We start from the raw sequence: 18228 nt of genomic DNA, 5'->3' as shown, positions 1-18228 counted from the left end.
GGGGCAGACGCCGACAGGGGTTTTCCTGAGGTCGGGGTCGCTGTCACATGGAGAAAGGCACTCCTTCGGCCGGGTGACTCCCACCCTGCCTCGCGACCGGACCGGCCGCAACCGATTTACCGGATGCCTCGGTTGACGATATATAGCGCCTCTCGTAGCGTGATCGGCATGCAGGAACCCACCTTCCTCATCCTGACCGCCCTGGCCGCCGCACCCCGGCACGGCTACGGCGTGATCCAGGCGGTCGAGGAACTCTCCGGCGGCACGGTCAAGCTGCGGGCCGGCACCCTCTACGGCGCCCTCGACCGGCTCGCCGAGCAGGAACTGATCACGGTCGACCGCGAGGAGGCCGTCGAGGGCCGGCTGCGGCGCTACTACCGGCTCACCGACGCGGGGGCCGGGGTGCTGGCCGGCGAGATCTCGCGCCTGCGGCGCAACGCCGAGGCGGCGGAGGAGCAGTTGCGGCGGCGGCCCGGCGGGCTCGCCGCCGGTTTCGCGTACGGGCGGTGAACCGCCCGCGCCCGCGCGGCGTTTGGCAGGTAGTAGCACAGGCGCTCACGACGGCGCCGGGATCGGGGGCGGGGCCACCACGCGGGCGGCGTGGCGGCCCCGAGTCGTCCATAGCCCGGTTGACGGCATATAACGTCGACCATAATATGACCGCATGACCCGTCTCGAGCGCTCCTACCGCCGGCTGATGCTGGCCTACCCCGCGGCCTACCGGCGCCGGCACGCCTCCGAGATCGTGACCACGCTGCTGGAGATGAGCCCGCCCGCCCGCCGGCGCCCACCGGCCGGCGACGCCTGGCACCTGATCCGGGCCGGGCTGCGGCAGCGGTTCCGGCTGCCGGCACGGCGCCCGCTCGCCTGGGCCGGGGCACTGCTGGTCACGCTGGTGCTCGGCGCGTTCGGGGCGGCGGCCGGGTCGTGGGCGGCCGAGCAGACCTACGCCGCCCTGCCCTCGGCGGCCGGCTTCGCCGCGGTGTCCGGGCCGGTCGCCGGCGGCCACCTCGACCCGCCGGCCCGCGACCGCACCCCGCACGCGGTGACCTCCTGGTGGGGCACCGCCGACGCCCCCGGCTGGACGCCGTCCGCCGCCCGGGCTCAACTCGAGCGGACCGGGTGGGCGCCGACCGCGGTGCGGGCCCTGCCCGACGGGGCCGCCTACGGTCCCGGCGAACGGCTGTCCCCGGTGACCCGCACCGCCTTCGACGGCACCCGCGACGGCCTGCACGTGCGGGTCTTCGGCAACACCACGGCCGGCCACAGCCTGGTCGAGGTGATCATGTGGCCGGAGGCGAACGGGTCACGCTGGCCACTGACCGCGGGCGGCGCCCTGATCGGGCTGCTGACCGGCTGGCCGCTCGCCGCCTCCCTCGCCTACCGGCTGCGCCGGGCACCGGCCGGGCGGGCACGGCTCGCCGCCGGCCTGATCGGCTCGGCACTCGCCGCCTGCGCGGTGCCGGCCCTGGCCTGCTACGCCAACCTGGGCCTGATGGTCCGCACGGCCGGCACCGGCGACCTGCCGACGACGGTCCACAGCGCCTTCACGGCCGGGCCGTTCGAGACCTGGGGCTGGGGCTGGATGGTCCCGCAGCTCACCGTCGCCGGGCTGGCACTGGGGCTGGCCGGGGCCGCGGTGGCCCGGCGAGCCGGGGGCGAGGAGCCCGCAGCCGGCCCGGCCCTTGAGCGCGGGTAACGGTCCCACCTAGCCGTGTGTTTCGGTTCCATCGGCTTACTCGGTGTGATCGCTGGCGTTGACCGCCGGTCCGCAACGCGGGCCCAGACAGAGGAACGCCGATACGAGATGGTCCAAGACGCGTTGCTCGGCGACGGTAGCGTCCTGGGGTGATGTGGAGCGTATTACCGCCGCCGGCGGCGGCTCAGGTCCGCGATGCGTTCGGTGTCGAGGTTGGGAAGCTGCAGGCGCATCCGGGCGGGTTCGAGGCGGATGCCTTCACCGACGGGCGCTGGTTGGTGAAACTCTGGCGTCAGCAGCCCGACAGCGACGCCGCACTGGCGCTGACCGCTGAGCTGGCGGCCCGGGGCGTCCCCGTTCCCGCGGCGCAGCGAACTCTCGACGGCTCGTACACCTCCGCGCACCTCGGCCGGCGCTATGCCCTGTTCCCATTCGCCGACGGCCGCCAGGCAACCTGGGACGACGCCGACGCGATCGCGCAGGCGATGCGTGCCGTGCACGAAATCGCCGGTCTCCTCCTGCCCCGAACCGACATCTACGAATGGTGCATCGAGGCGCTGCGCGACCGGCGCGACCACCCGTGGATCGTCGACCGCCGCGACGAGGTCATGGCCAACGTCGACCGGCTCGAAGCGGTGATCGAAAGGGCACGCGCCATCGACGTTCCCCACGTCGTGTGTCACCACGACCTGTTCCCGCACAACGTCCTCGTCGACCGCGACGGTCACGTCGTGGCACTGCTCGACTGGGGTCATACGATGCTGGCACCGCGCGAGCACGATTTGTTCGCCGGCTTGTGCGGGCCCGACCCCGTGCGCTTCCTGAGCGCCTACCGCGCACAGCGGCTCGACCTCACGCACCTCGAGTACGCCCGGCTCGCCCGCTCGCTTCGCGACCTCGCCGTTCGCATCGACAACGAGGTCGACCTGGACGGCATCAACACGTGGGGCTTCGACGGATTGCGGCGAGTGGACGCCGACCTCGCGCTCGCCCGACCTTTCTGCGATCGCTGAGGTCGGCGGAAGCTGCGACACGGCAGGAAAGCTGGCCCCCGGTTTCCGACCGTTATGGCCTGGAGTTTGTTCACCGGTTCCGGGCCCACCTCGGCTGGTGGAGCATCTTCATCACCGCGCAGAAGAAGCCGCGGCGCGGCCCGAAGGTCATCCGGCTTGAAGACGGAGAGGCGGGGCTGTCGGCGCGGACGATCAAGCGTCGGCTCGCCAGCATCTCGGGGCTGTTCGGCTACCTGACGACCCGCGATGACCTCGCCGCTGAACGCAACCCGGTACCCGGCGCTCAAAGAACGCCTGGCAGCAGCCGACCGGACGACCGCGGAATTGACCGATTTCCGCAGCCAGGCCCTTGCCCGGCTGGCCGCCCAACACGACGAAATCCGTCGGCTGCACGTCGACGGCACCCCCGACAACGTGCGGCGCCTACCCTCCCGCACCCAGATCATCGGGCCTTGCCAATGAAGCCCCGCAGCACGACAGAACCGCCTCCAACGGCACCGCTACGCCAGCGACACGTCGTTCTGAAGAAAGCCCCGCAGCAGGTCGAACGCCCGCTGCGGCGCCTGGCGGAACACCCCATGTCCCACCCCGTCCAGGAGCTCCACGCGCACCGCCACACCGGTCAACCCATCAGCCAACCGCTGCGCGCCGACCGCCGGCGAGACCGGATCGTCCCGGCCGGCAAGGACCAGCGTCGGACACCCGATGGACGCGGCAAACGGGGCCACCTCCACCGGGCCACACCCGCCCTGGCGGAAATGATCCTGCACGTCCTCGTTGATCCGCGCGCGAGCACGGCGCACCTGCATGTCTCCACCATCCGCGCCGCCATACAGCGGCAACGCATGCTCCCGCCACGCCGACGCCGCCTCCGCACTGGTATCCCCGCCCAGAAACCGGGCCGCCGCCTCCCGCGCGACCACACCGCCGCGCCGCTCGAACACCTCCAAGCTCTCCGCCAGGCTCGTCGGCGCACCCAGCGTGCTGTCCAGCACCAACCCGGCCACCAACTCCGGGAACCGCGCCGCGCAGACCATCCCGACCAGCCCACCGCTGGAGGTGCCTACCAGCACGACGCGACGCAGGCCGACCAGCGCGCAGAACTCCGCCACGTCATCGGCCCATCGTTGCCACGTCCACGTGCTCGGATCGCCTCGGTCCGACCGCCCCGAGCCACGCTGGTCCAGATAGACCACCTGCGCGGCGTCGATCATCGCCGAGAATTCGGGCTTGAACAGGCTGTGGTCGGCGCCCGGGCCGCCATGCAGCAGCACCAGCGCCGGTCGCTCCTGCATCACCTCGCCCTCAGCGACCAGCCCGGCGCCTTCCACATCGAAGTACAGTCCGACCCCATCCACGATCACGCGCACCCCCACATCCTGCCCGACACCCGCGGCCGACACAGGATCCCGCGCTCCGGGTGCCGGACGACGGCGGCCTATGTCGTCAGTCACACGTCGGCACCGTTATCGCAACACCGGCGATCAGCACGATGCTCGGCAAATCCCCCCGCAAGTCCGAGCAGAATCGCCACACGGGGATCGGTGCACACGGCAAGTGCGGACAGAAGGCATACCTACGTGACCCAACTGACCGAGGACGGCGTCGACCGGCGGTTCATCCAGGAGCAGGTCGGACATCGCTGCGACACCTCGACGGCGATCTACACCCACGTCAGCGGGGACTTCATGAACACCGCACTGCGCAAGGCTTTGACCCCGGCCTTCACCCCGACGAGCTGACAGGGAAAGGATGCGGCGATGACGCGCAAACTCGACTACCGGTGGAACCTGCGGCAGGTGATGGCAGCCAAGGGCATGTTCGCCACCACCGACCTGACACCGCTGCTGGCGCACCGCGACATCGAGCTGTCGTCCAGCCAGGTCTATCGGCTTGTCGTCGAGCGACCCGAACGACTCAGCCTCAAAATCTTGATGGCGTTGCTGGACATCCTGGACTGCTCGATGGAGGACCTCATCGAGCCGATCGCCGTCGCCTCGTCGGCCCGCAAGGCCAAGGTCGCCGGCGGCGACGAGGCCGGCGTCGGCGCTCTGCGGCCGAAGCGAGCCCGCATCGTCGCGGTCAACGACTGACCCATGCCCGTCTTCACCCCGCAGGTGCTCGCCGACCCGGTCAAAGTCATCGTCGACCTGGTCACCGGCACCGATCCGCTGCTAGATCCCACCGAAGTCCAGCAGGTCGCGGAAGCCACCGCCGCGGCGCAAGCTCGCGCAGGCACTGCTCGACAAGCCGTCGCTGCTCATCGACGGGCGTTCGCCCGCTCCGCGCGTGGTCGGCGATCTGCTCATCGCGCTGCGCCAGGCAGGTTCCACCGCGGTGTCGGCGCCGGTCTGCGCCGAGTGCGGCAAACAGTTACGCACCCTGCAACGCCGTGGTGAGGACTGGTACTGCGGCGGCTGCGGCCCGAACCGCGAGCCCGGCGCCGGCTGCGGCAACCTGCGGCCCGTGTCATCCCGCGACAGACACGGCGATCCAAGACCTCGGCCACGAGCCCGTCGAGCTGCCCGAACCCCTCGCCAGCCTCGTCCTTCACCTCGTCGCCACACGTCGAGGACACGCCCGTCTCGGCGATCAAGGCACCTCCCGATGGCTGTTCCCCGGAGGCGAACCCGGCCGGCCCGTCAGCTCCTACCAGCTCACCGAACCGCTCCGCCACCTCGGGATCCGTCCCGGACAATCCCGGTCCACAGCCCTGTTCCAACTCGCCACCGAACTGCCCGCCGCCCTACTCGCCCGCATGCTCGGCATCCACATCAGCGTCGCCGTCGCCTGGCAACGGGCCAGCGCCGGTGACTGGGCCGCATACGCCGCCGACGTCGGGGCCTTCCGATAGCGGTGGTGGGTGTGGCCGCCACGATCACGCACCGGCGTGCTACCGGCGCCGCCGGCCGCGGCCCGCAACTCCACCGCCGGACGTGCTATCAGGCGAGCTGCCGCTCGCCCAATCGAAAGGATCACGTCCATGACCGAACTGCACGAAAGCCAGCGCGGACAGCTCATCTTCCTCGACCATTACCTAGAAGCTCTACTGCGCAAGCCGGGCGCTCTGCCCGGGTCCACGGTCCTCGAGCTGGCCCGCGCCGCGGCAAGTTCACCCCCGTCCGCGCGGATGCCGGCTCCGGGTTCTGAACGGGCCGGGCGCGGCGGGGCCGGGCTCAGATCGTGCGGGTAAAGGCGACGCCGGAGGCGGTGAAGCCGTGCCGTTGATAGAAGCGCACGGCGCCGGCGTTGGCGTGGTGGATGCCCGCGGAGAGATAGGCGATGCCGCACTCGGCGGCCCGGCGGGCGGCCGCTTCGACCAGGGCGCTGCCGATGCCGCCGCCACGGGCATCGCCGGCCACCACGGTGTGGATCTGAGCGGATCGTCTCGGCTGCAGGATCTGGTGGTCGGGCGGCTCCGGGTTCGGCACGATCTCCACCATGCCGGCCACGCGTCCGTCCCGCTCGGCGACCAGGATGCCGTCCGTGGCCGCCGGGGCGGCGAAGTAGCGCCGGACGGCGTCGGCGTCCGGCACCCGGTAGGCCACCGGGTCGAGGGCCACGTGCGCGCGGGCGTTCGCCAGCCGTAACCCCACCAGCGCCTCGACGTCGGCCGGGCCCGCCGGGCGGATCGTGATCCCCGCGGCGGTCATCGGTCGGGCTTACGCCAGAACTGCAGATCGGTGGGGCGCCGCTGCTCGGCGAACCGGCCGCCCGCATCGTCCAGCAGCGCGCGCAGATCCCGCTCGAAGTCGCCCAGGCGGTCACCGAACAGGTGCGGGGCCGAGCCGGACAGCGACAGCGTCCACGCCACCAGGTCGTCGGTGCCGCGCTCGACGGGCCGGCCCGCGGGCACGGTCACCCGCCGGGCAGCGACGAAGCCGGCCGCCGCGATGACGAGGTCTTCCCGGCCGGGCGTCCGGCCGCCGGCGATCGTGCCCTGCCCGGCGCGGCGGTCCGGGCCCAGGTAGCGGCGGACCAGTTCACCGATCCGCTCGTACGGCGGCAGCGGGCGCGGCAGCGGCACCGGCGAGGGCGGCGGGTCCTGCACGTCGGAGATGTGCACGATCGCGCCGCCGGGCTCCAGCATGCCCAGGACGGTGGCGGCGACCCGGGCGCGGTCCACCCAGTGGAACGACTGGGCGAACGTCACCACCCGGAACACGCCCAGCCCGGCCGGCAGGTCCTCGGCCCGGGCCCGCACCCAGCGCGCGTCGGTCACACCCTGACGGGCCGCCTCGGCGAGCATGCCGCCGTCCGGGTCGAGGCCGACGACCTCGGCGAACCAGGGCGCCAGCGGGACCGTCACGGTTCCCGGGCCGCACCCGACGTCCAGCAGCCGCCCGCGCCCGTCCAGCGCCAGCTCCTCGGCGATCGCCGCGGCGAAACCGGGCGCGTACGGCAGCCGCCCCCGCCGGTAGTACCGCGCCGCCCCGGCGAACAGCGACTCGTCCCATTCCCAGCCCTCGATCACGCCGGCTCCCCCAGCCCGTAGCGGACGGCCGCCCAGTCGTCGCGGCACCCGTTCCACGCATACCGGAGGCCAGGATCGGTCACGGCCGCATCATGACACCGGCGGCGGGCCGCCGGCCTTCGATTTCTGCCCGGCCGGGCGCGGACGCACCCGCGAGACGTCGTACGGGCGGGTGCCGTCCACGAACCGCGGCACCTGCATCTCGCCGGACCGCAGCGGGGCGAGCGTGTCGTCGATGGCGGCCATGATGCGCCGGGTCGCGTTCATCGCCTGCGCGCCCGGCGTGCCGGTCAGCCCCGTCATGTCCACCGGTTCGGTGCCGAAACGGACCTGCACCACCGGCCGCCGGCGCATCGCCTTCAGAATGTTGCGCAGCAGGCCGACCGGAGTCGCGTACGGCAGGACCGCGTGGGCGCCCCACTGCGCGACCGGCAGCACCGGCGCACCGGACATCGCGGCCATCCGGGCCACGCCGGTCTTGCCGCGTTCCGGCCACATCCACGGGTCGAGCCCGATGCGCCCCTCCGGGTAGACCATCACCATCGCCCCGCCCCGCAACGCCTCGGCCGCCGCCGGCAGCGCGTTGGCGACGTGGCTCTTGCCGCGGTCGACCCGGATGTGCCCGGCCGCCCGCATCGCCGCTCCCGCGATCGGCGCGTCGAACAGCCCGCCGGTCGCCATGATCCGCGGCGCGATGCCGATCTTGTGGCAGGCCGCCGAGATCACGACCGGGTCGAACGGGCTGACGTGGTTCGCGGCCAGGATCAGCGGCCGTCCGCGCAGTTCGGCGGGCACGGTCCCGCTCACCTGGAGCCGGCACAGCGGCCAGACCAGGATCCGGCCGAGCACGAGCATGAACCGCCAGACCGGCGGGGTTCGCCACGGAGTGCTTTCCATCAGGCCGACATGATGCCACGCCGATCACCGGCCGAAGGCCCGACCCGACCCCACGGCGTCGTCCTCAACCACGACGCGATTTGATCTTCCGGCGTGAGTTCCGGCCGGCGGGTGTGGCACGAGCGGGCCCCGACGCCGGCACCGCCGTCGCCGGGCCGGCGACCCGGCTGCTCCGCCGGCCACCCGGAGACCGGCTGCGGGGCAAGGCGATCCGCTCAGCGCCTTCCGCCGGCCGAGACGAACGGCCTGCTCGAAAAGCTGGAGGAGGACGGCGCCGGGATACCGACGCCGCGGCCTGTCAGGAAGGCGGCACCGACGGCCATTTTCCAAGGCCCGACGCCGGACCTGAGCGAGTGGTGCCCATGGCCCGCGAGTCCCGCGCCGCCACAGCCCGCCTGGCGGTCCGATCTCGGGCTGCCGGGCCGCCGGTCAGTCGAGGGTCATGCCGGACTCGGCCACGTCCAGCCAGTGGGTGACGGTGGCCGCGTCGTGGTGGCGGATCGACCAGTCGACCTGGCGCAGGCTCAGGTGGGCCCAGTAGGCGCGGCGCCGGTGCGCCGAGATGTCGGCCAGCCGTTCGTCGAGCGCCCCGGCCAGGTGCGGTGCCTGCCCGGCCAGGTAGAACCGCAGGGTGCTCAGGTCGAAGTGCCGGTCGCCGCGGGCCGCGCCGTCCCAGTCGACGACCCCGGTCAGGCGGCCGCCGGAGACCAGCATGTTGCCGGGCTGGAAGTCGAGGTGGACCAGGTCGTCGCCGAGCATCGACGTGCCGTCCGCGCCGACGGTGCGGATCCAGTCGAGCAGGCGGGCGGTGCGGGCGTCGTACGCCGACAGCGGCCCGTGCAGGCAGAAGCCCGGGCCGTCGGACAGCAAATGCAGTGGTGCCGGTCTCGGGTCGGGTTCGCCGGCGAGGAGCCCGGCGAGCCGGTCGGTGACCGCGATCATCTGCGACACCAGGTCGGCGGAGACGGCCGACGGCGGCCGGCCGGGCAGGCGTTCCTGCACGATGACCCGGACCCCGTCCACATGGGCCACCAGTTCGTGCCGGGCGGTCGGCACCCCGGCGGCGCGGGCCCGGTCGACCAGCGGCCCGGTGCGGGTGCGGCCCGTGGTGAGCACCGACCGGCGGCCGTCCGGCCACCGCACGTAGGCCGCGCCGATCTCGCCGCCCGGGCAGGGCCCTTCGATGATCAGGCGGACGCCGGTGATGTCGGCGATGCGGTCGACGACGCGGGGCGCGTCGAGGCGGGCGCTGCGCGGCCAGGCCTCCGTGGTCACGGGCACCACCCGCTGCTCATGGTCATCCGCGGCCCCCGTCGCGTCGCACGCACCTTCGGTGATGCACCGTAGTCCCTCGCCCGCCGCGAGGGTGTCGGCTAACTTACCGTTTTCTATTCGGGGCTGCGTTGCCGCAGGTAGGCCAGCACCGCCTCGCGGGTGGTCCGCACCCCGAACAGGGCCCGGGCCTCGGCGATCCGCCGGTTGGCGGTGCGCAGCGACAGGAACTCGGCCGCCGCGGCCGCCGCGATGGTGTCGCCGGCGGCCAGCCGGTCGAGCAGGGCCCGCTGCTCGGGGACCAGGTCGGCGACCGCGTCGTCGCCGCCGCCGTCGGCGCCGTGCCGCACCGGGCCGAGCCGGCCCAGGTCGTCGACCAGGGCCCGCCCGAGTGCCGACTCGGGGTCGCAGATCGCCACGATCCCGGCCCCGCGGGCCGCCGCCAGTACCGCCAGCGCGAGGGTCTCCTGGTCGCCGATGCGGCCGTGCAGGACGAGCCGGGCGGCGGTGACGTCCCACGACGGGTCGGGCAGGGCGAAGCCTTCGCGGGCCGACCAGCCGTCGCGGGCGAGGCGGCGCAGCACGGTGTCGGCGTCGCCGGGGCTGCCGACGACGTGGCGTGGAGCGTCAGGCTGTCTGGTCACCGGCCATCCTTGTCACTCGGCGAGTCGGGCGAAGGCGAGGGCGGCTGCTTCGGTGCGGGTGCGGGCGCCGAGCTTGCGCATGCCGGCGCGGATGTGGGTGTCGACGGTCTCGGCGCTGATGCCCAACTGCCCGGCTATCCGCCGGGTGGGTTCCCCGGCGGCGACGAGTCGTAACACGTCGGTCTCCCGCCGGGTGAGCTGGTCGCCCGATCGGGGGCTGCGGGTGTCGCGGTGGATGTGGTGGCGGCGCAGGCCGCGGCGGGCCCGCCCGGCCAGGACGGTCAGCCCGGCGTCGTCGGCCAGTTGCTCGGCGGCCAGCAGCGCGTCGACGGCGCGTTGCGGGTCGGGGTCGGTGAGCCCGGCCGCCAGCAGGCAGCGGATCTGCTCGCGGCGGGCGACCGGCTGCCAGCCGTCGGCGGCGGCCGTGAACCCCATGCCGGTCGCCCAGGCGGTCAGGGTGCGCCGGGCCGCGGTGGGCAGGCCGGCCGGGATCGGCGGGGCCCCGGTCACGCCGAGGTCGTAGGACGCCCACCGGGCGGTGATGGCGTGCAGGCCGGCGAGCAGCCCCGGCGAAGCCGGTTCTCCCACGGCGCGCGCCCGGTCGGGCTGCCCGTCCAGCCAGGCGGTCTCCTGCGCCACCCACGAGGTGGCCGGGTGGGCGGGACCGCCGTCGAGGTGGGCGCGGGCCGCGCCGAGCAGCCCGGTGTCGGCCTCGATCAGCGCGGTCGCCGCGGTCGCGTAGCCGCGGGCGTCGTCGGGCAGCGCCCGGTCGGTCAGGTCGCCGGCGTGCCGCAGCACCCCGTCGTCGCCGCCGTGCAGCGCCAGGGCCCAGTCGGCGGCGGCCACGAACCGGGTCTGCCACCCGTACGCGTAGTCGGCCACGCACCCGTCGGCGGCGCGCCGGGCCGCGGCCGCCGATTCGAGCAGCCGCCCGTCGGCCGCCAGGGCCTCCACCAGCAGCCACGCGCTGTGCCGGGCGACCGCCGGGTCATCGCCGGAGAACGCGGCGGCGGACAGCGCCGAGTCCCAGCCCGGCGCCCGCGCGGCCGCCTGCACCGCGGCGAGCGCGGCCGCGACACCCGGCGTGGGATGCGGATGGCGTGCACTGACCTTGCCCGCCAGGTCCTGCGCGTCGGACGGCTCCGAAGCCAGCAGCAGCACCCGGTCGCGGGCCGCCAGCACTCCGGCCGGCGCCGCGTCGGGCACCGCGGCGACCGCGGCCCGCGCCGCCACCGGGTCACCGGCCTGCAGCAGCGCCTCACCGCGCAGCACGTCGGCCTCGGCACCCAGCGGCCCGGCACCGGACAGGACCCGCGCGGCCGCGGCGGCCCGCCCGCAGGTCAGCGCGGCATCCGCCGCGGCGATCCGCACCCGTACGTCGACCGTCGTGCCCAGCTCGCAGGCGAACAGCAGCAGCGCCGCCCGGTCACCGCCGGCCGCCTGGTCGGCGGCCAGCAACGCGGTCCGGTACGCGGCGGCGTGGTCACCGGCCGCAGCCAGGTGCCGGGCCGCCTCGGCGGGCGGGGTCAGCTGCGCGAGGCGGGTGTGCAGGTCGGTGCGGGCGGCCGCGTCGAGCAGCCCGGCCGCCGTCTCCGCCAGGTAGGTCGACACCGGCAGCAGCGACCCGTCGGCGGCCGCGGTGACCAGGCCGGCCGCCTGCAGGTCGGCCGCGCCCGGCCCGAGCAGCCCCGCCGCGGCCGGGCGCCCCAGCAGGCCCAGCGCCGCCAGCGCGGTGCGGGCCGGCCGCGGCAGGTCGGCCAGCGCGGTCGCGATCGCGTACGCCACCTGGTCGATGTCGCCGCCCGGCAGGCCCCGCCCGGCCGCCGCGTTACGGGCCAGCGCGGTGACGGCGAGCGGGTTGCCGCCGGCCCGGTCGGCCACCGCCTCCAGGGCGGCGTCGTCGAGCCGGCCGCCGACGGTGCGCCGGGCCAGGTCGAGGGCGGCGTCGCGGCGAAGCGGCGGCACGCCGATCCAGGCGGCCGCCGCCTCCCGCAGCGCCCGTTCCGCCGCCTCCGGCAGCCGGTGCGGGGTGCGCAACGCCACCAGCACCCGGCACCGGCCGGCAAGCAGCGGCAGGGCGGCCAGCGTCGCCGGGTCGGCGTACTGCAGGTCGTCGAGCACCAGCAGCCCGCCCCGCACCCGGGACCGGACCGCCTCGGCGAGCAGGTGCACGTCGTGGGCGGGCAGCCGGGCCCGGACCGCCCGCGACAACGCCAGCGCCGGCACCGCCGACAGCATCGCCAGTCCGCCGCCGGCGTGCACCGGCCCCGGCACCGCGGCGGTGATCTCGCGCAGCGCGGTGCTGCGGCCGCAGCCGGGCGGCCCGGTCAGCACGACCAGAGCGGGCCCGCGCAGCAGGGTGACCGGGTCTTGCGCGGGCACTGCCGCCACCGGCCCCTCCCTCTCCGTGCGTCGGCGCCTGGCACGAACACGGGATCCCGTGCCCGGCGGCGCTCCGTAGGCTGTCCGTCAGCGGGCACCCCTGCCCGCCGAATGGAGGGTGCCGTGCCGACGTCCGCGGACTGCCCATTGTCGCTGACAGTCTGGCTGACAGTGTGCACGGCTGACGAGCCATGGTGACCGGCCCGCTGAGCACCACCGTCGCGACGCTCTGTGATCAGCTGCGTGGTGAGCTCGGCCCCGACCCCGCTCAGCAGGTCGGACAGATCCGTGACCGGCTCGGTGAACCGTTACGCGTCGCCATCGCCGGCCGGCTGAAAGCCGGAAAGTCGACACTCGTCAACGCCCTGATCGGCCGCCGGGTCGCCCCGACCGCGGTCGGCGAGTGCACCCGGGTCGTCACCCGGTTCCGCTACGGACCGGCCGACCGCATCGACGTGGTGTGCCGCGACGGTGACCGCCGGTCACTGCCGCTGGACGACGACGGCATGATCCCGCAACGCCTCGGCGTCCCGGCCGGCCGCGTCGCCTACGTCGACGTCACCCTGACCAGCGGCAAACTGCGCGACCTGACCGTCGTCGACACGCCCGGTCTGGCCTCCACCGACACCGCGGTCAGCGAACGCGCCCGCGAAGCCGTCGGCAGCACAGCACCGCGGGCCGGCAGCACAGCACCGTTCGACGCCGACATCGACGACGACTCGTCGGCCGAGATCGCCGCCGCCGAAGCCGTCGTCTACGTGTTCACCCAGGCCGTCCGGGCCGACGACGCGGCCGCCCTGGAAGCGTTCCGGGCGGCGTCGGCCCGCCTGTCGTCCAGCCCGATCAACGCGATCGGCGTGCTCGGCAAGGTCGACACCCTGGTCGCCGGAGCCGCCGACCCGTGGCCGGTCGCCGGGCCCCTCGCAGGGCAGCAGGCGCAGCTGCTCGGGCGCACGGTCAGCGACGTCGTGCCGGTCGCCGGACTGCTCGCCGAGACCGCCGAAGCCGGCCGCCTCACCGGCGCCGACGGCAACGCCCTGCGCGAACTCGCCCGGATGCCCGCCGACCAGCTGCGTCTGCTGCTCGCCTCGGCCGACCTGTTCCGCACCCGGCCCGGCCCCCTCGCCGCCGAGCAGCGCGAACGCCTCCTCGACCGGCTCGACCTGTACGGCATCGGCTTCGCCCTCGCCCAGTACGCCGCCGAACCGCGCCTGCCCACCGGCGAGCTCGTCCGCCGCCTGGAAGCCGCGTCCGGGCTGCCCCGGCTGCGCAACACCCTCGACGAGGCGTTCCGGTGGCGCTCCGACGCGATCAAAGCCGGATGGGCGCTGTCGCGCCTCGACCGCCTCGCCGGCCGGGTCCGCGACCCCCGCGGCCGCGACCGGCTGCGCGACACCGTGCAGCGGCTGCTGCGCGAACCCGCCTACCACCGGCTGCGGCTGCTCGACGCCGCCCAGCGGGTCGCGACCGGCGACGTACCGATGCCCGCCGACCGGGAGGCCGAACTGACCCGCCTCGCCACCTCCGAGGACCCGCGCTGGATCCTGCGGCTGCCCGACGCCGGCCCGGCCGAGCTCGCCGCCGCCGCGACCGCCGCCGCCGGCCGGTGGCGGGTCTACGCCGTCGCCGGCGCCGGGCCCGCCCAGTCCAGGATCGCCCAGGTCGCCCACCGCGGCTTCCAGCTGCTCGCCCAGCAGATCCGCGGGCCGGTGACCCGATGACCGACCTCACCGCCGCCCTCGACACCGCCGTCCGCGACACCCTCGCCTACGTGCGCACCGCCGACCCCGACGCCGGCGCCGAACTCGCCGACCTGCGCCGCCGCCACCTCGTGCGCCCCGCGGTGGTCGTCGTCGGCGAAACCAAACGCGGCAAGAGCTCCCTGATCAACGCCCTGCTCGGGGTACCCGGCCTGTCCCCCGTCGACGCGGCCGTCGCCACCGCCACCTACCTGCAGTTCGGGCCCGGCCCGGCACTGTCCGCCCGCGCCTGGGCGCCCGGCAGCGGCGAACCCGCCGAGATCACCGACCTGGCTGCCTGGGCCACCGGCCGGCAGAAAGCCCGCCGCATCGAGGTCACCCACCCGGCCCCGCTGCTGCAGTACCTCAGCCTGCTCGACACCCCCGGCGTCGGCGGCCTCGACCCGGCACACACCGCCGTCGCCCTCGACGCCGTCGACCGCGCCACCGCACTGCTGTTCGTGGCCGACGCCTCCGCCCCGCTCTCACAGCCCGAACTCGACTTCCTCGCCACGGCCAGCGACCGCGTCGACGCGGTCGTCTTCACGCTCACCAAGATCGACGCGTACCCGGGCTGGCGCCGCATCCTCGACGACAACCGCGCCCTGCTGCAGGCGCACGCGCCGCGCTTCGCGCGGGCGCCCTGGTTCCCGGTCTCGGCCACCCTCGCCGAACTGGCCGTGCCCGCCCCGGCCGGCGAACAGGCCGCCCTCATCGAGGCGTCCCGCATCGCCGAACTGCAGCACGCCCTGGTCGCCCTCGCCGGGCACGGGCACCAGCTGCAACTGGCCAACGTGCTGCGGGCCGCCCGCGGCGAACTGGCCCGCCTCGAAACCGCCGCCCGCACCCGCAAAGAAGCCGCCGACGCCGACCCGGCCCGCCAGGCCGCCGCCCGCGCCGAACGCGCCGCCCTCGCCGCCCGCAAACGCACCGAGTCCCGCCAATGGACACTGCTGCTCAGCAGCGAGACCCAGCGCGCCCGCGTCGAGACCGTCGGCGCCCTGCGCACCCGCATCGCCGCCCTGCAACAGGACTTCTCCGCCCGCATCGACACCGGCCGCGGCGACACCCTCAGCGGCCTGCCCGACGCCCTCGACACCGAACTGCAGGCCGTCGCCGTCCGGCTCTCCGAACAACTGCAGCTCACCTTCCAGCAGGTCGGCGAGAAAGTCCTCGCCGAAGTGTTCACCCTCGCCGAACGCGAACAGATGATCGGCCGGCTCAACGCCACCCTCCGGCACACCCTGGCCGCCGCACCCCCACGCGACGGCTCCGGCGAAAACCTGCTGATCGCCCTGTCGGCCGGCGGCATCGCCTTCATGGCCGGCCGCGGCGCCATGCTCGGCGCCTCCGTCCTGGCCGTCGGCGGCCTGCTCGTCCCCGTCGCCGGCATCGGCCTCGGCCTCGCCGCCGGCGGCTACGTGCTGTGGCGCCGCCGCGTACAGACCGACCGCCAGCAGGCCCGCACCTGGCTGCGCGACATCCTCGCCGAGGTCCGCGCCGCCCTCGCCGACGAGATCGCCAACCGCTTCACCGACCTGCAGTACGCCCTGAGCACCGCCGTCGACGACGCCGTCGAACGCCGGCTGCGCGACCTCGACGCCCACATCGCCGAGATCGACGCCGCCGCCGCCGAGGACGCCGCCGGCCGCAGCCGCCGCCGCGCCGCCGCCCAGCAGGAACTCGACACCGTCCGGGCGCGCCTGCGCGCGGCCGACGACGCGCTCGCCCGGGCGCGCGCCCTCACCCCCGGCGAGCCCACCGAGGAGACACCATGACCGACCACCACGACTTCGGCGACCACGACTTCGACCACCGGTTCGACCACGACGACTACCAGCAGCCCGACTTCCACCACGACGACCAGCCCACCTTCGACGAACCCGAACACCCCGGGCACCTCGACGAGCCGGAACACAGCCCGTGGCACGAACCCGAGATCCACCACGAACCCACCCCGACCACCGAGGACGTCCACGTCGTGGACGAGACCGGCCACCACGACACCGCCCTCTACGACGACCCGGCCCCGGCCGACGTCTTCCCGCCCCCCGTCGACGTCGGCGCCCTCCCCGAACCCGTCGACGGCTTCCCCTGGACCGACGCCGCCACCCTGGGCGCGGCAGACTTCAGCGCCCACGACACCACGCTGCCCGTCGACCCCCACGAACTCGCCGAATACGCCGGCACCGAAATCCCGCCCGGCGCCGACCCCTGGGCCGTCCTCGCCGACAGCGACGACCCCGCCACCAGCACCCTCGCCCGGTTCTTCAACGACACGAACGAATGAGTACGCGGCACCTAGGAAACGGCCGCACCCACCTGGCATAGTGACCGGCGCCAACGCGTTCGACGACCGGGAGCAACCGCCATGGCCGCCAGCCAGACCCAGCTCGACCCACCCGCGGCCGGCCGCCGCGAACGCACCGGCTGGTACTTCTACGACTGGGCCAACAGCGCCTTCCAGACCACCGTCATCACCGTCTTCCTCGGCCCGATGCTCTCCGCCGTCGCCAAACAGGCCGCCGGCTGCCCGCTAGGGGCCGACAGCTGCCACGGCACCGTCCACCCCCTCGGTATCCCCGTCGCCGCCGGCAGCTACTTCCCCTACCTGGTCTCCCTGTCGGTGCTGCTCACCGTCGTCGTGCTGCCCGTCATGGGCGCCGTCGCCGACCGCGTACCGAAAAAGAAACCCCTGCTCGCCGCCACCGCCTTCACCGGCAGCGCCACCACCGTCGCGATGGCCTTCGTCACCGGCGACCGCTACCTGCTCGGCGGCGTCCTGTTCCTCATCGCCAGCATCGCCTACAGCGCCTCCATCGTCATCTACAACTCGTTCCTGCCCCGCATCGCCGGCCCCGACGACCGCGACAAGGTGTCCAGCCGCGGCTGGGCCGTCGGCTACCTCGGCGGCGGCCTCCTGCTCGCCGTCAACCTCGTCGCCGTCAGCTTCTTCTCCATCGAGGGCAACGACCTGCGCACCCTCGACATCGCCCGCTGGTGCATCGTCTCCGCCGGCGTCTGGTGGGCCGTGTTCACCCTCGTCCCGCTGACCGCCCTGCACGAACACCCCGGCACCTCGGCGGTCGAGCAGGAACGCGGCAACCTGCTCACCGACGGGTTCAAACAACTCGGCCGCACCCTGCGCGGCCTGCGGGCGTACCCGCTCACCCTGTTCTTCCTGCTCGCCTACCTGATCTACAACGACGGCATCCAGACCGTCATCGCCCTGGCCAGCACCTTCGGCACCGAAGAACTCCACCTCGCCCAGTCCACACTGATCGTCACGATCCTCATCGTGCAGTTCCTCGCCTTCGGCGGCGCCCTGCTCCTCGGCCGGATGGCCGCCCGCATCGGCGCCCGCAACACCGTCCTGTTCAGCCTCGTCCTGTGGCTCGGGGTCGTCGTCGCCGCGTACTGGCTGCCCGACCGCAAAGCGGTCCCGTTCATGATCCTCGGCGCCGGCATCGGCATCGTCCTCGGCGGCAGCCAAGCCCTCTCCCGAAGCCTGTTCGCCCAGCTCATCCCCACCGGCCGCGAAGGCGAATACTACGGCTTCTACGAGATCAGCTCCGGCGGCACCAGCTGGATCGGCCCCCTCTTCTTCGGCCTGATCTTCCAGCTCACCGACAGCTACCGCCTCGGCATCATCTCCCTGGTGATCTTCTTCGTCGTCGGCGGCATCCTGCTCGCCTTCGTCCCGCTCCGCCGTGCCGTCCTCGCCGCCGGCAACACACCCCCCAGACTGCTCTGATGGACATCACCGTCGACCACCAGGCGGCAACGCCGCCCTACGAACAGATCCGGCTGCGCATCGCCACGCTCGCCGCGGACGGCACCCTTGCCGCCGGGTTCCGGCTTCCCCCCGTACGCGGCCTGGCCGCCGACCTCGGCGTCGCCGTCAACACCGTGGCCCGCGCCTACCGGGAGCTCGAACAGGCCGGCCTCGTGGAAACCCGCGGCCGCGCCGGCACCGTCATCACCTCCCGCGCCACCGGCACCTCCGTACAGGCCCAGCAGGCCGCCCGGAACTACGCCGCTGTCGTCCGCGCCCTCGGCATCCCCACCGAAACCGCCCTCGACCTGGTACGCGCCGCCCTGGCTTGAC

20 protein-coding genes are annotated in these 18228 nt (G+C 74.0%); 13 read left to right on the top strand and 7 right to left on the bottom strand.

Annotated elements, in window-relative coordinates; all coding sequences use genetic code 11:
- Positions 1-168: 168 nt before the first annotated feature.
- From ACIA5C_RS08565 to ACIA5C_RS08550, 4 genes are all read left to right on the top strand, one after another.
- Positions 169-510, top strand: a complete 342-nt coding sequence (locus ACIA5C_RS08565; protein ID WP_396052637.1) for a PadR family transcriptional regulator — start codon at positions 169-171, stop codon at positions 508-510.
- Between the two features lie 154 nt (positions 511-664).
- Positions 665-1699, top strand: a complete 1035-nt coding sequence (locus ACIA5C_RS08560; protein ID WP_396052635.1) for a hypothetical protein — start codon at positions 665-667, stop codon at positions 1697-1699.
- Positions 1700-1851: 152 nt separating this feature from the next.
- On the top strand, positions 1852-2712 hold the full coding sequence (locus tag ACIA5C_RS08555; RefSeq protein ID WP_396053094.1) for a phosphotransferase enzyme family protein: 861 nt from the start codon (positions 1852-1854) through the stop codon (positions 2710-2712).
- A 246-nt stretch (positions 2713-2958) separates the two neighbouring features.
- Entirely contained in the window at positions 2959-3174 is a 216-nt protein-coding gene (locus ACIA5C_RS08550; protein WP_396052634.1) for a hypothetical protein, read from the top strand.
- A gap of 38 nt (positions 3175-3212) precedes the next feature.
- Here the strand turns inward: ACIA5C_RS08550 and ACIA5C_RS08545 are convergent, their stop codons facing one another.
- Positions 3213-4082 (bottom strand): alpha/beta fold hydrolase, encoded by an 870-nt coding sequence (locus tag ACIA5C_RS08545; protein ID WP_396052632.1) that lies wholly within the window; start codon positions 4080-4082, stop codon positions 3213-3215.
- Here ACIA5C_RS08545 and ACIA5C_RS08540 point away from each other — a divergent pair.
- The 4 genes from ACIA5C_RS08540 to ACIA5C_RS08525 all read left to right on the top strand — a co-directional run bounded on the left by ACIA5C_RS08540 (position 3975) and on the right by ACIA5C_RS08525 (position 5905).
- A complete protein-coding gene (locus tag ACIA5C_RS08540) occupies positions 3975-4454 on the top strand; it encodes a tyrosine-type recombinase/integrase (RefSeq protein ID WP_396052630.1) in 480 nt (159 codons plus the stop codon). The genes ACIA5C_RS08545 and ACIA5C_RS08540 overlap by 108 nt on opposite strands.
- 18 nt (positions 4455-4472) lie before the next feature.
- Positions 4473-4805 carry a helix-turn-helix domain-containing protein gene (locus tag ACIA5C_RS08535; protein WP_396052628.1) on the top strand — a complete coding sequence of 111 codons (333 nt, stop codon included), beginning with the start codon at positions 4473-4475 and terminating at the stop codon, positions 4803-4805.
- A 3-nt stretch (positions 4806-4808) separates the two neighbouring features.
- The gene (locus tag ACIA5C_RS08530) at positions 4809-5111 is read left to right on the top strand and encodes a hypothetical protein (RefSeq protein WP_396052626.1); all 303 of its coding nucleotides are present in this window, start codon (positions 4809-4811) and stop codon (positions 5109-5111) included.
- 584 nt (positions 5112-5695) lie between these two features.
- Positions 5696-5905 carry a hypothetical protein gene (locus ACIA5C_RS08525; protein ID WP_396053109.1) on the top strand — a complete coding sequence of 70 codons (210 nt, stop codon included), beginning with the start codon at positions 5696-5698 and terminating at the stop codon, positions 5903-5905.
- Here the strand turns inward: ACIA5C_RS08525 and ACIA5C_RS08520 are convergent.
- The 6 genes from ACIA5C_RS08520 to ACIA5C_RS08495 form a co-directional block, all read right to left on the bottom strand.
- Positions 5889-6365 carry a GNAT family N-acetyltransferase gene (locus ACIA5C_RS08520; RefSeq protein WP_396052625.1) on the bottom strand — a complete coding sequence of 159 codons (477 nt, stop codon included), beginning with the start codon at positions 6363-6365 and terminating at the stop codon, positions 5889-5891. The two genes, ACIA5C_RS08525 and ACIA5C_RS08520, sit on opposite strands and share 17 nt — an antisense overlap.
- Positions 6362-7186 (bottom strand): class I SAM-dependent methyltransferase, encoded by an 825-nt coding sequence (locus ACIA5C_RS08515; protein WP_396052623.1) that lies wholly within the window; start codon positions 7184-7186, stop codon positions 6362-6364. Before ACIA5C_RS08515 ends, ACIA5C_RS08520 begins: the two co-directional genes overlap by 4 nt.
- 90 nt (positions 7187-7276) lie before the next feature.
- Positions 7277-8083, bottom strand: a complete 807-nt coding sequence (locus tag ACIA5C_RS08510; protein WP_396052622.1) for a lysophospholipid acyltransferase family protein — start codon at positions 8081-8083, stop codon at positions 7277-7279.
- 429 nt (positions 8084-8512) lie between these two features.
- Positions 8513-9358 carry a phosphotransferase gene (locus ACIA5C_RS08505; RefSeq protein ID WP_396052620.1) on the bottom strand — a complete coding sequence of 282 codons (846 nt, stop codon included), beginning with the start codon at positions 9356-9358 and terminating at the stop codon, positions 8513-8515.
- 113 nt (positions 9359-9471) lie between these two features.
- Positions 9472-9999, bottom strand: coding sequence for a LuxR family transcriptional regulator (locus ACIA5C_RS08500; RefSeq protein WP_396052618.1), 528 nt, complete (start codon positions 9997-9999; stop codon positions 9472-9474).
- A 12-nt stretch (positions 10000-10011) separates the two neighbouring features.
- Positions 10012-12390, bottom strand: coding sequence for a LuxR C-terminal-related transcriptional regulator (locus ACIA5C_RS08495; protein ID WP_396052617.1), 2379 nt, complete (start codon positions 12388-12390; stop codon positions 10012-10014).
- A gap of 182 nt (positions 12391-12572) precedes the next feature.
- Here ACIA5C_RS08495 and ACIA5C_RS08490 point away from each other — a divergent pair, with 182 nt between their 5' ends.
- The 5 genes from ACIA5C_RS08490 (at position 12573) to ACIA5C_RS08470 (ending at position 18227) form a co-directional block, all read left to right on the top strand.
- A complete protein-coding gene (locus ACIA5C_RS08490) occupies positions 12573-14102 on the top strand; it encodes a dynamin family protein (RefSeq protein WP_396052616.1) in 1530 nt (509 codons plus the stop codon).
- Positions 14099-15898, top strand: coding sequence for a dynamin family protein (locus ACIA5C_RS08485; RefSeq protein ID WP_396052614.1), 1800 nt, complete (start codon positions 14099-14101; stop codon positions 15896-15898). The genes ACIA5C_RS08490 and ACIA5C_RS08485 overlap by 4 nt, the downstream gene beginning before the upstream one ends.
- Positions 15895-16410: a hypothetical protein gene (locus ACIA5C_RS08480; RefSeq protein WP_396052613.1), complete on the top strand. Its 516-nt coding sequence runs from the start codon at positions 15895-15897 to the stop codon at positions 16408-16410. Before ACIA5C_RS08485 ends, ACIA5C_RS08480 begins: the two co-directional genes overlap by 4 nt.
- 81 nt (positions 16411-16491) lie before the next feature.
- The gene (locus tag ACIA5C_RS08475; RefSeq protein WP_396052611.1) at positions 16492-17874 is read left to right on the top strand and encodes an MFS transporter; all 1383 of its coding nucleotides are present in this window, start codon (positions 16492-16494) and stop codon (positions 17872-17874) included.
- Positions 17874-18227, top strand: coding sequence for a GntR family transcriptional regulator (locus ACIA5C_RS08470; RefSeq protein WP_396052609.1), 354 nt, complete (start codon positions 17874-17876; stop codon positions 18225-18227). Before ACIA5C_RS08475 ends, ACIA5C_RS08470 begins: the two co-directional genes overlap by 1 nt.
- Position 18228: the final 1 nt, after the last annotated feature.

The organism is Actinoplanes sp. NPDC051343 (assembly GCF_044455125.1).
GTDB lineage: Bacteria > Actinomycetota > Actinomycetes > Mycobacteriales > Micromonosporaceae > Actinoplanes.
This window is presented reverse-complemented; position numbering and strand designations above follow the sequence as displayed.

What these genes read in the sequence shown, in the direction of transcription:
- ACIA5C_RS08550 (WP_396052634.1), top strand. Translation starts at nt 2,959, where the DNA reads ATGACCTCGCCGCTGAACGCAACCCGGTACCCGGCGCTCAAAGAACGC.
- ACIA5C_RS08560 (WP_396052635.1), top strand. Translation starts at nt 665, where the DNA reads ATGACCCGTCTCGAGCGCTCCTACCGCCGGCTGATGCTGGCCTACCCC.
- ACIA5C_RS08490 (WP_396052616.1), top strand. Translation starts at nt 12,573, where the DNA reads ATGGTGACCGGCCCGCTGAGCACCACCGTCGCGACGCTCTGTGATCAG.
- ACIA5C_RS08565 (WP_396052637.1), top strand. Translation starts at nt 169, where the DNA reads ATGCAGGAACCCACCTTCCTCATCCTGACCGCCCTGGCCGCCGCACCC.
- ACIA5C_RS08535 (WP_396052628.1), top strand. Translation starts at nt 4,473, where the DNA reads ATGACGCGCAAACTCGACTACCGGTGGAACCTGCGGCAGGTGATGGCA.
- ACIA5C_RS08510 (WP_396052622.1), bottom strand. Translation starts at nt 8,083, where the DNA reads ATGGAAAGCACTCCGTGGCGAACCCCGCCGGTCTGGCGGTTCATGCTC.
- ACIA5C_RS08520 (WP_396052625.1), bottom strand. Translation starts at nt 6,365, where the DNA reads ATGACCGCCGCGGGGATCACGATCCGCCCGGCGGGCCCGGCCGACGTC.
- ACIA5C_RS08470 (WP_396052609.1), top strand. Translation starts at nt 17,874, where the DNA reads ATGGACATCACCGTCGACCACCAGGCGGCAACGCCGCCCTACGAACAG.
- ACIA5C_RS08540 (WP_396052630.1), top strand. Translation starts at nt 3,975, where the DNA reads ATGCAGCAGCACCAGCGCCGGTCGCTCCTGCATCACCTCGCCCTCAGC.
- ACIA5C_RS08530 (WP_396052626.1), top strand. Translation starts at nt 4,809, where the DNA reads ATGCCCGTCTTCACCCCGCAGGTGCTCGCCGACCCGGTCAAAGTCATC.
- ACIA5C_RS08480 (WP_396052613.1), top strand. Translation starts at nt 15,895, where the DNA reads ATGACCGACCACCACGACTTCGGCGACCACGACTTCGACCACCGGTTC.
- ACIA5C_RS08485 (WP_396052614.1), top strand. Translation starts at nt 14,099, where the DNA reads ATGACCGACCTCACCGCCGCCCTCGACACCGCCGTCCGCGACACCCTC.
- ACIA5C_RS08525 (WP_396053109.1), top strand. Translation starts at nt 5,696, where the DNA reads ATGACCGAACTGCACGAAAGCCAGCGCGGACAGCTCATCTTCCTCGAC.
- ACIA5C_RS08555 (WP_396053094.1), top strand. Translation starts at nt 1,852, where the DNA reads ATGTGGAGCGTATTACCGCCGCCGGCGGCGGCTCAGGTCCGCGATGCG.
- ACIA5C_RS08475 (WP_396052611.1), top strand. Translation starts at nt 16,492, where the DNA reads ATGGCCGCCAGCCAGACCCAGCTCGACCCACCCGCGGCCGGCCGCCGC.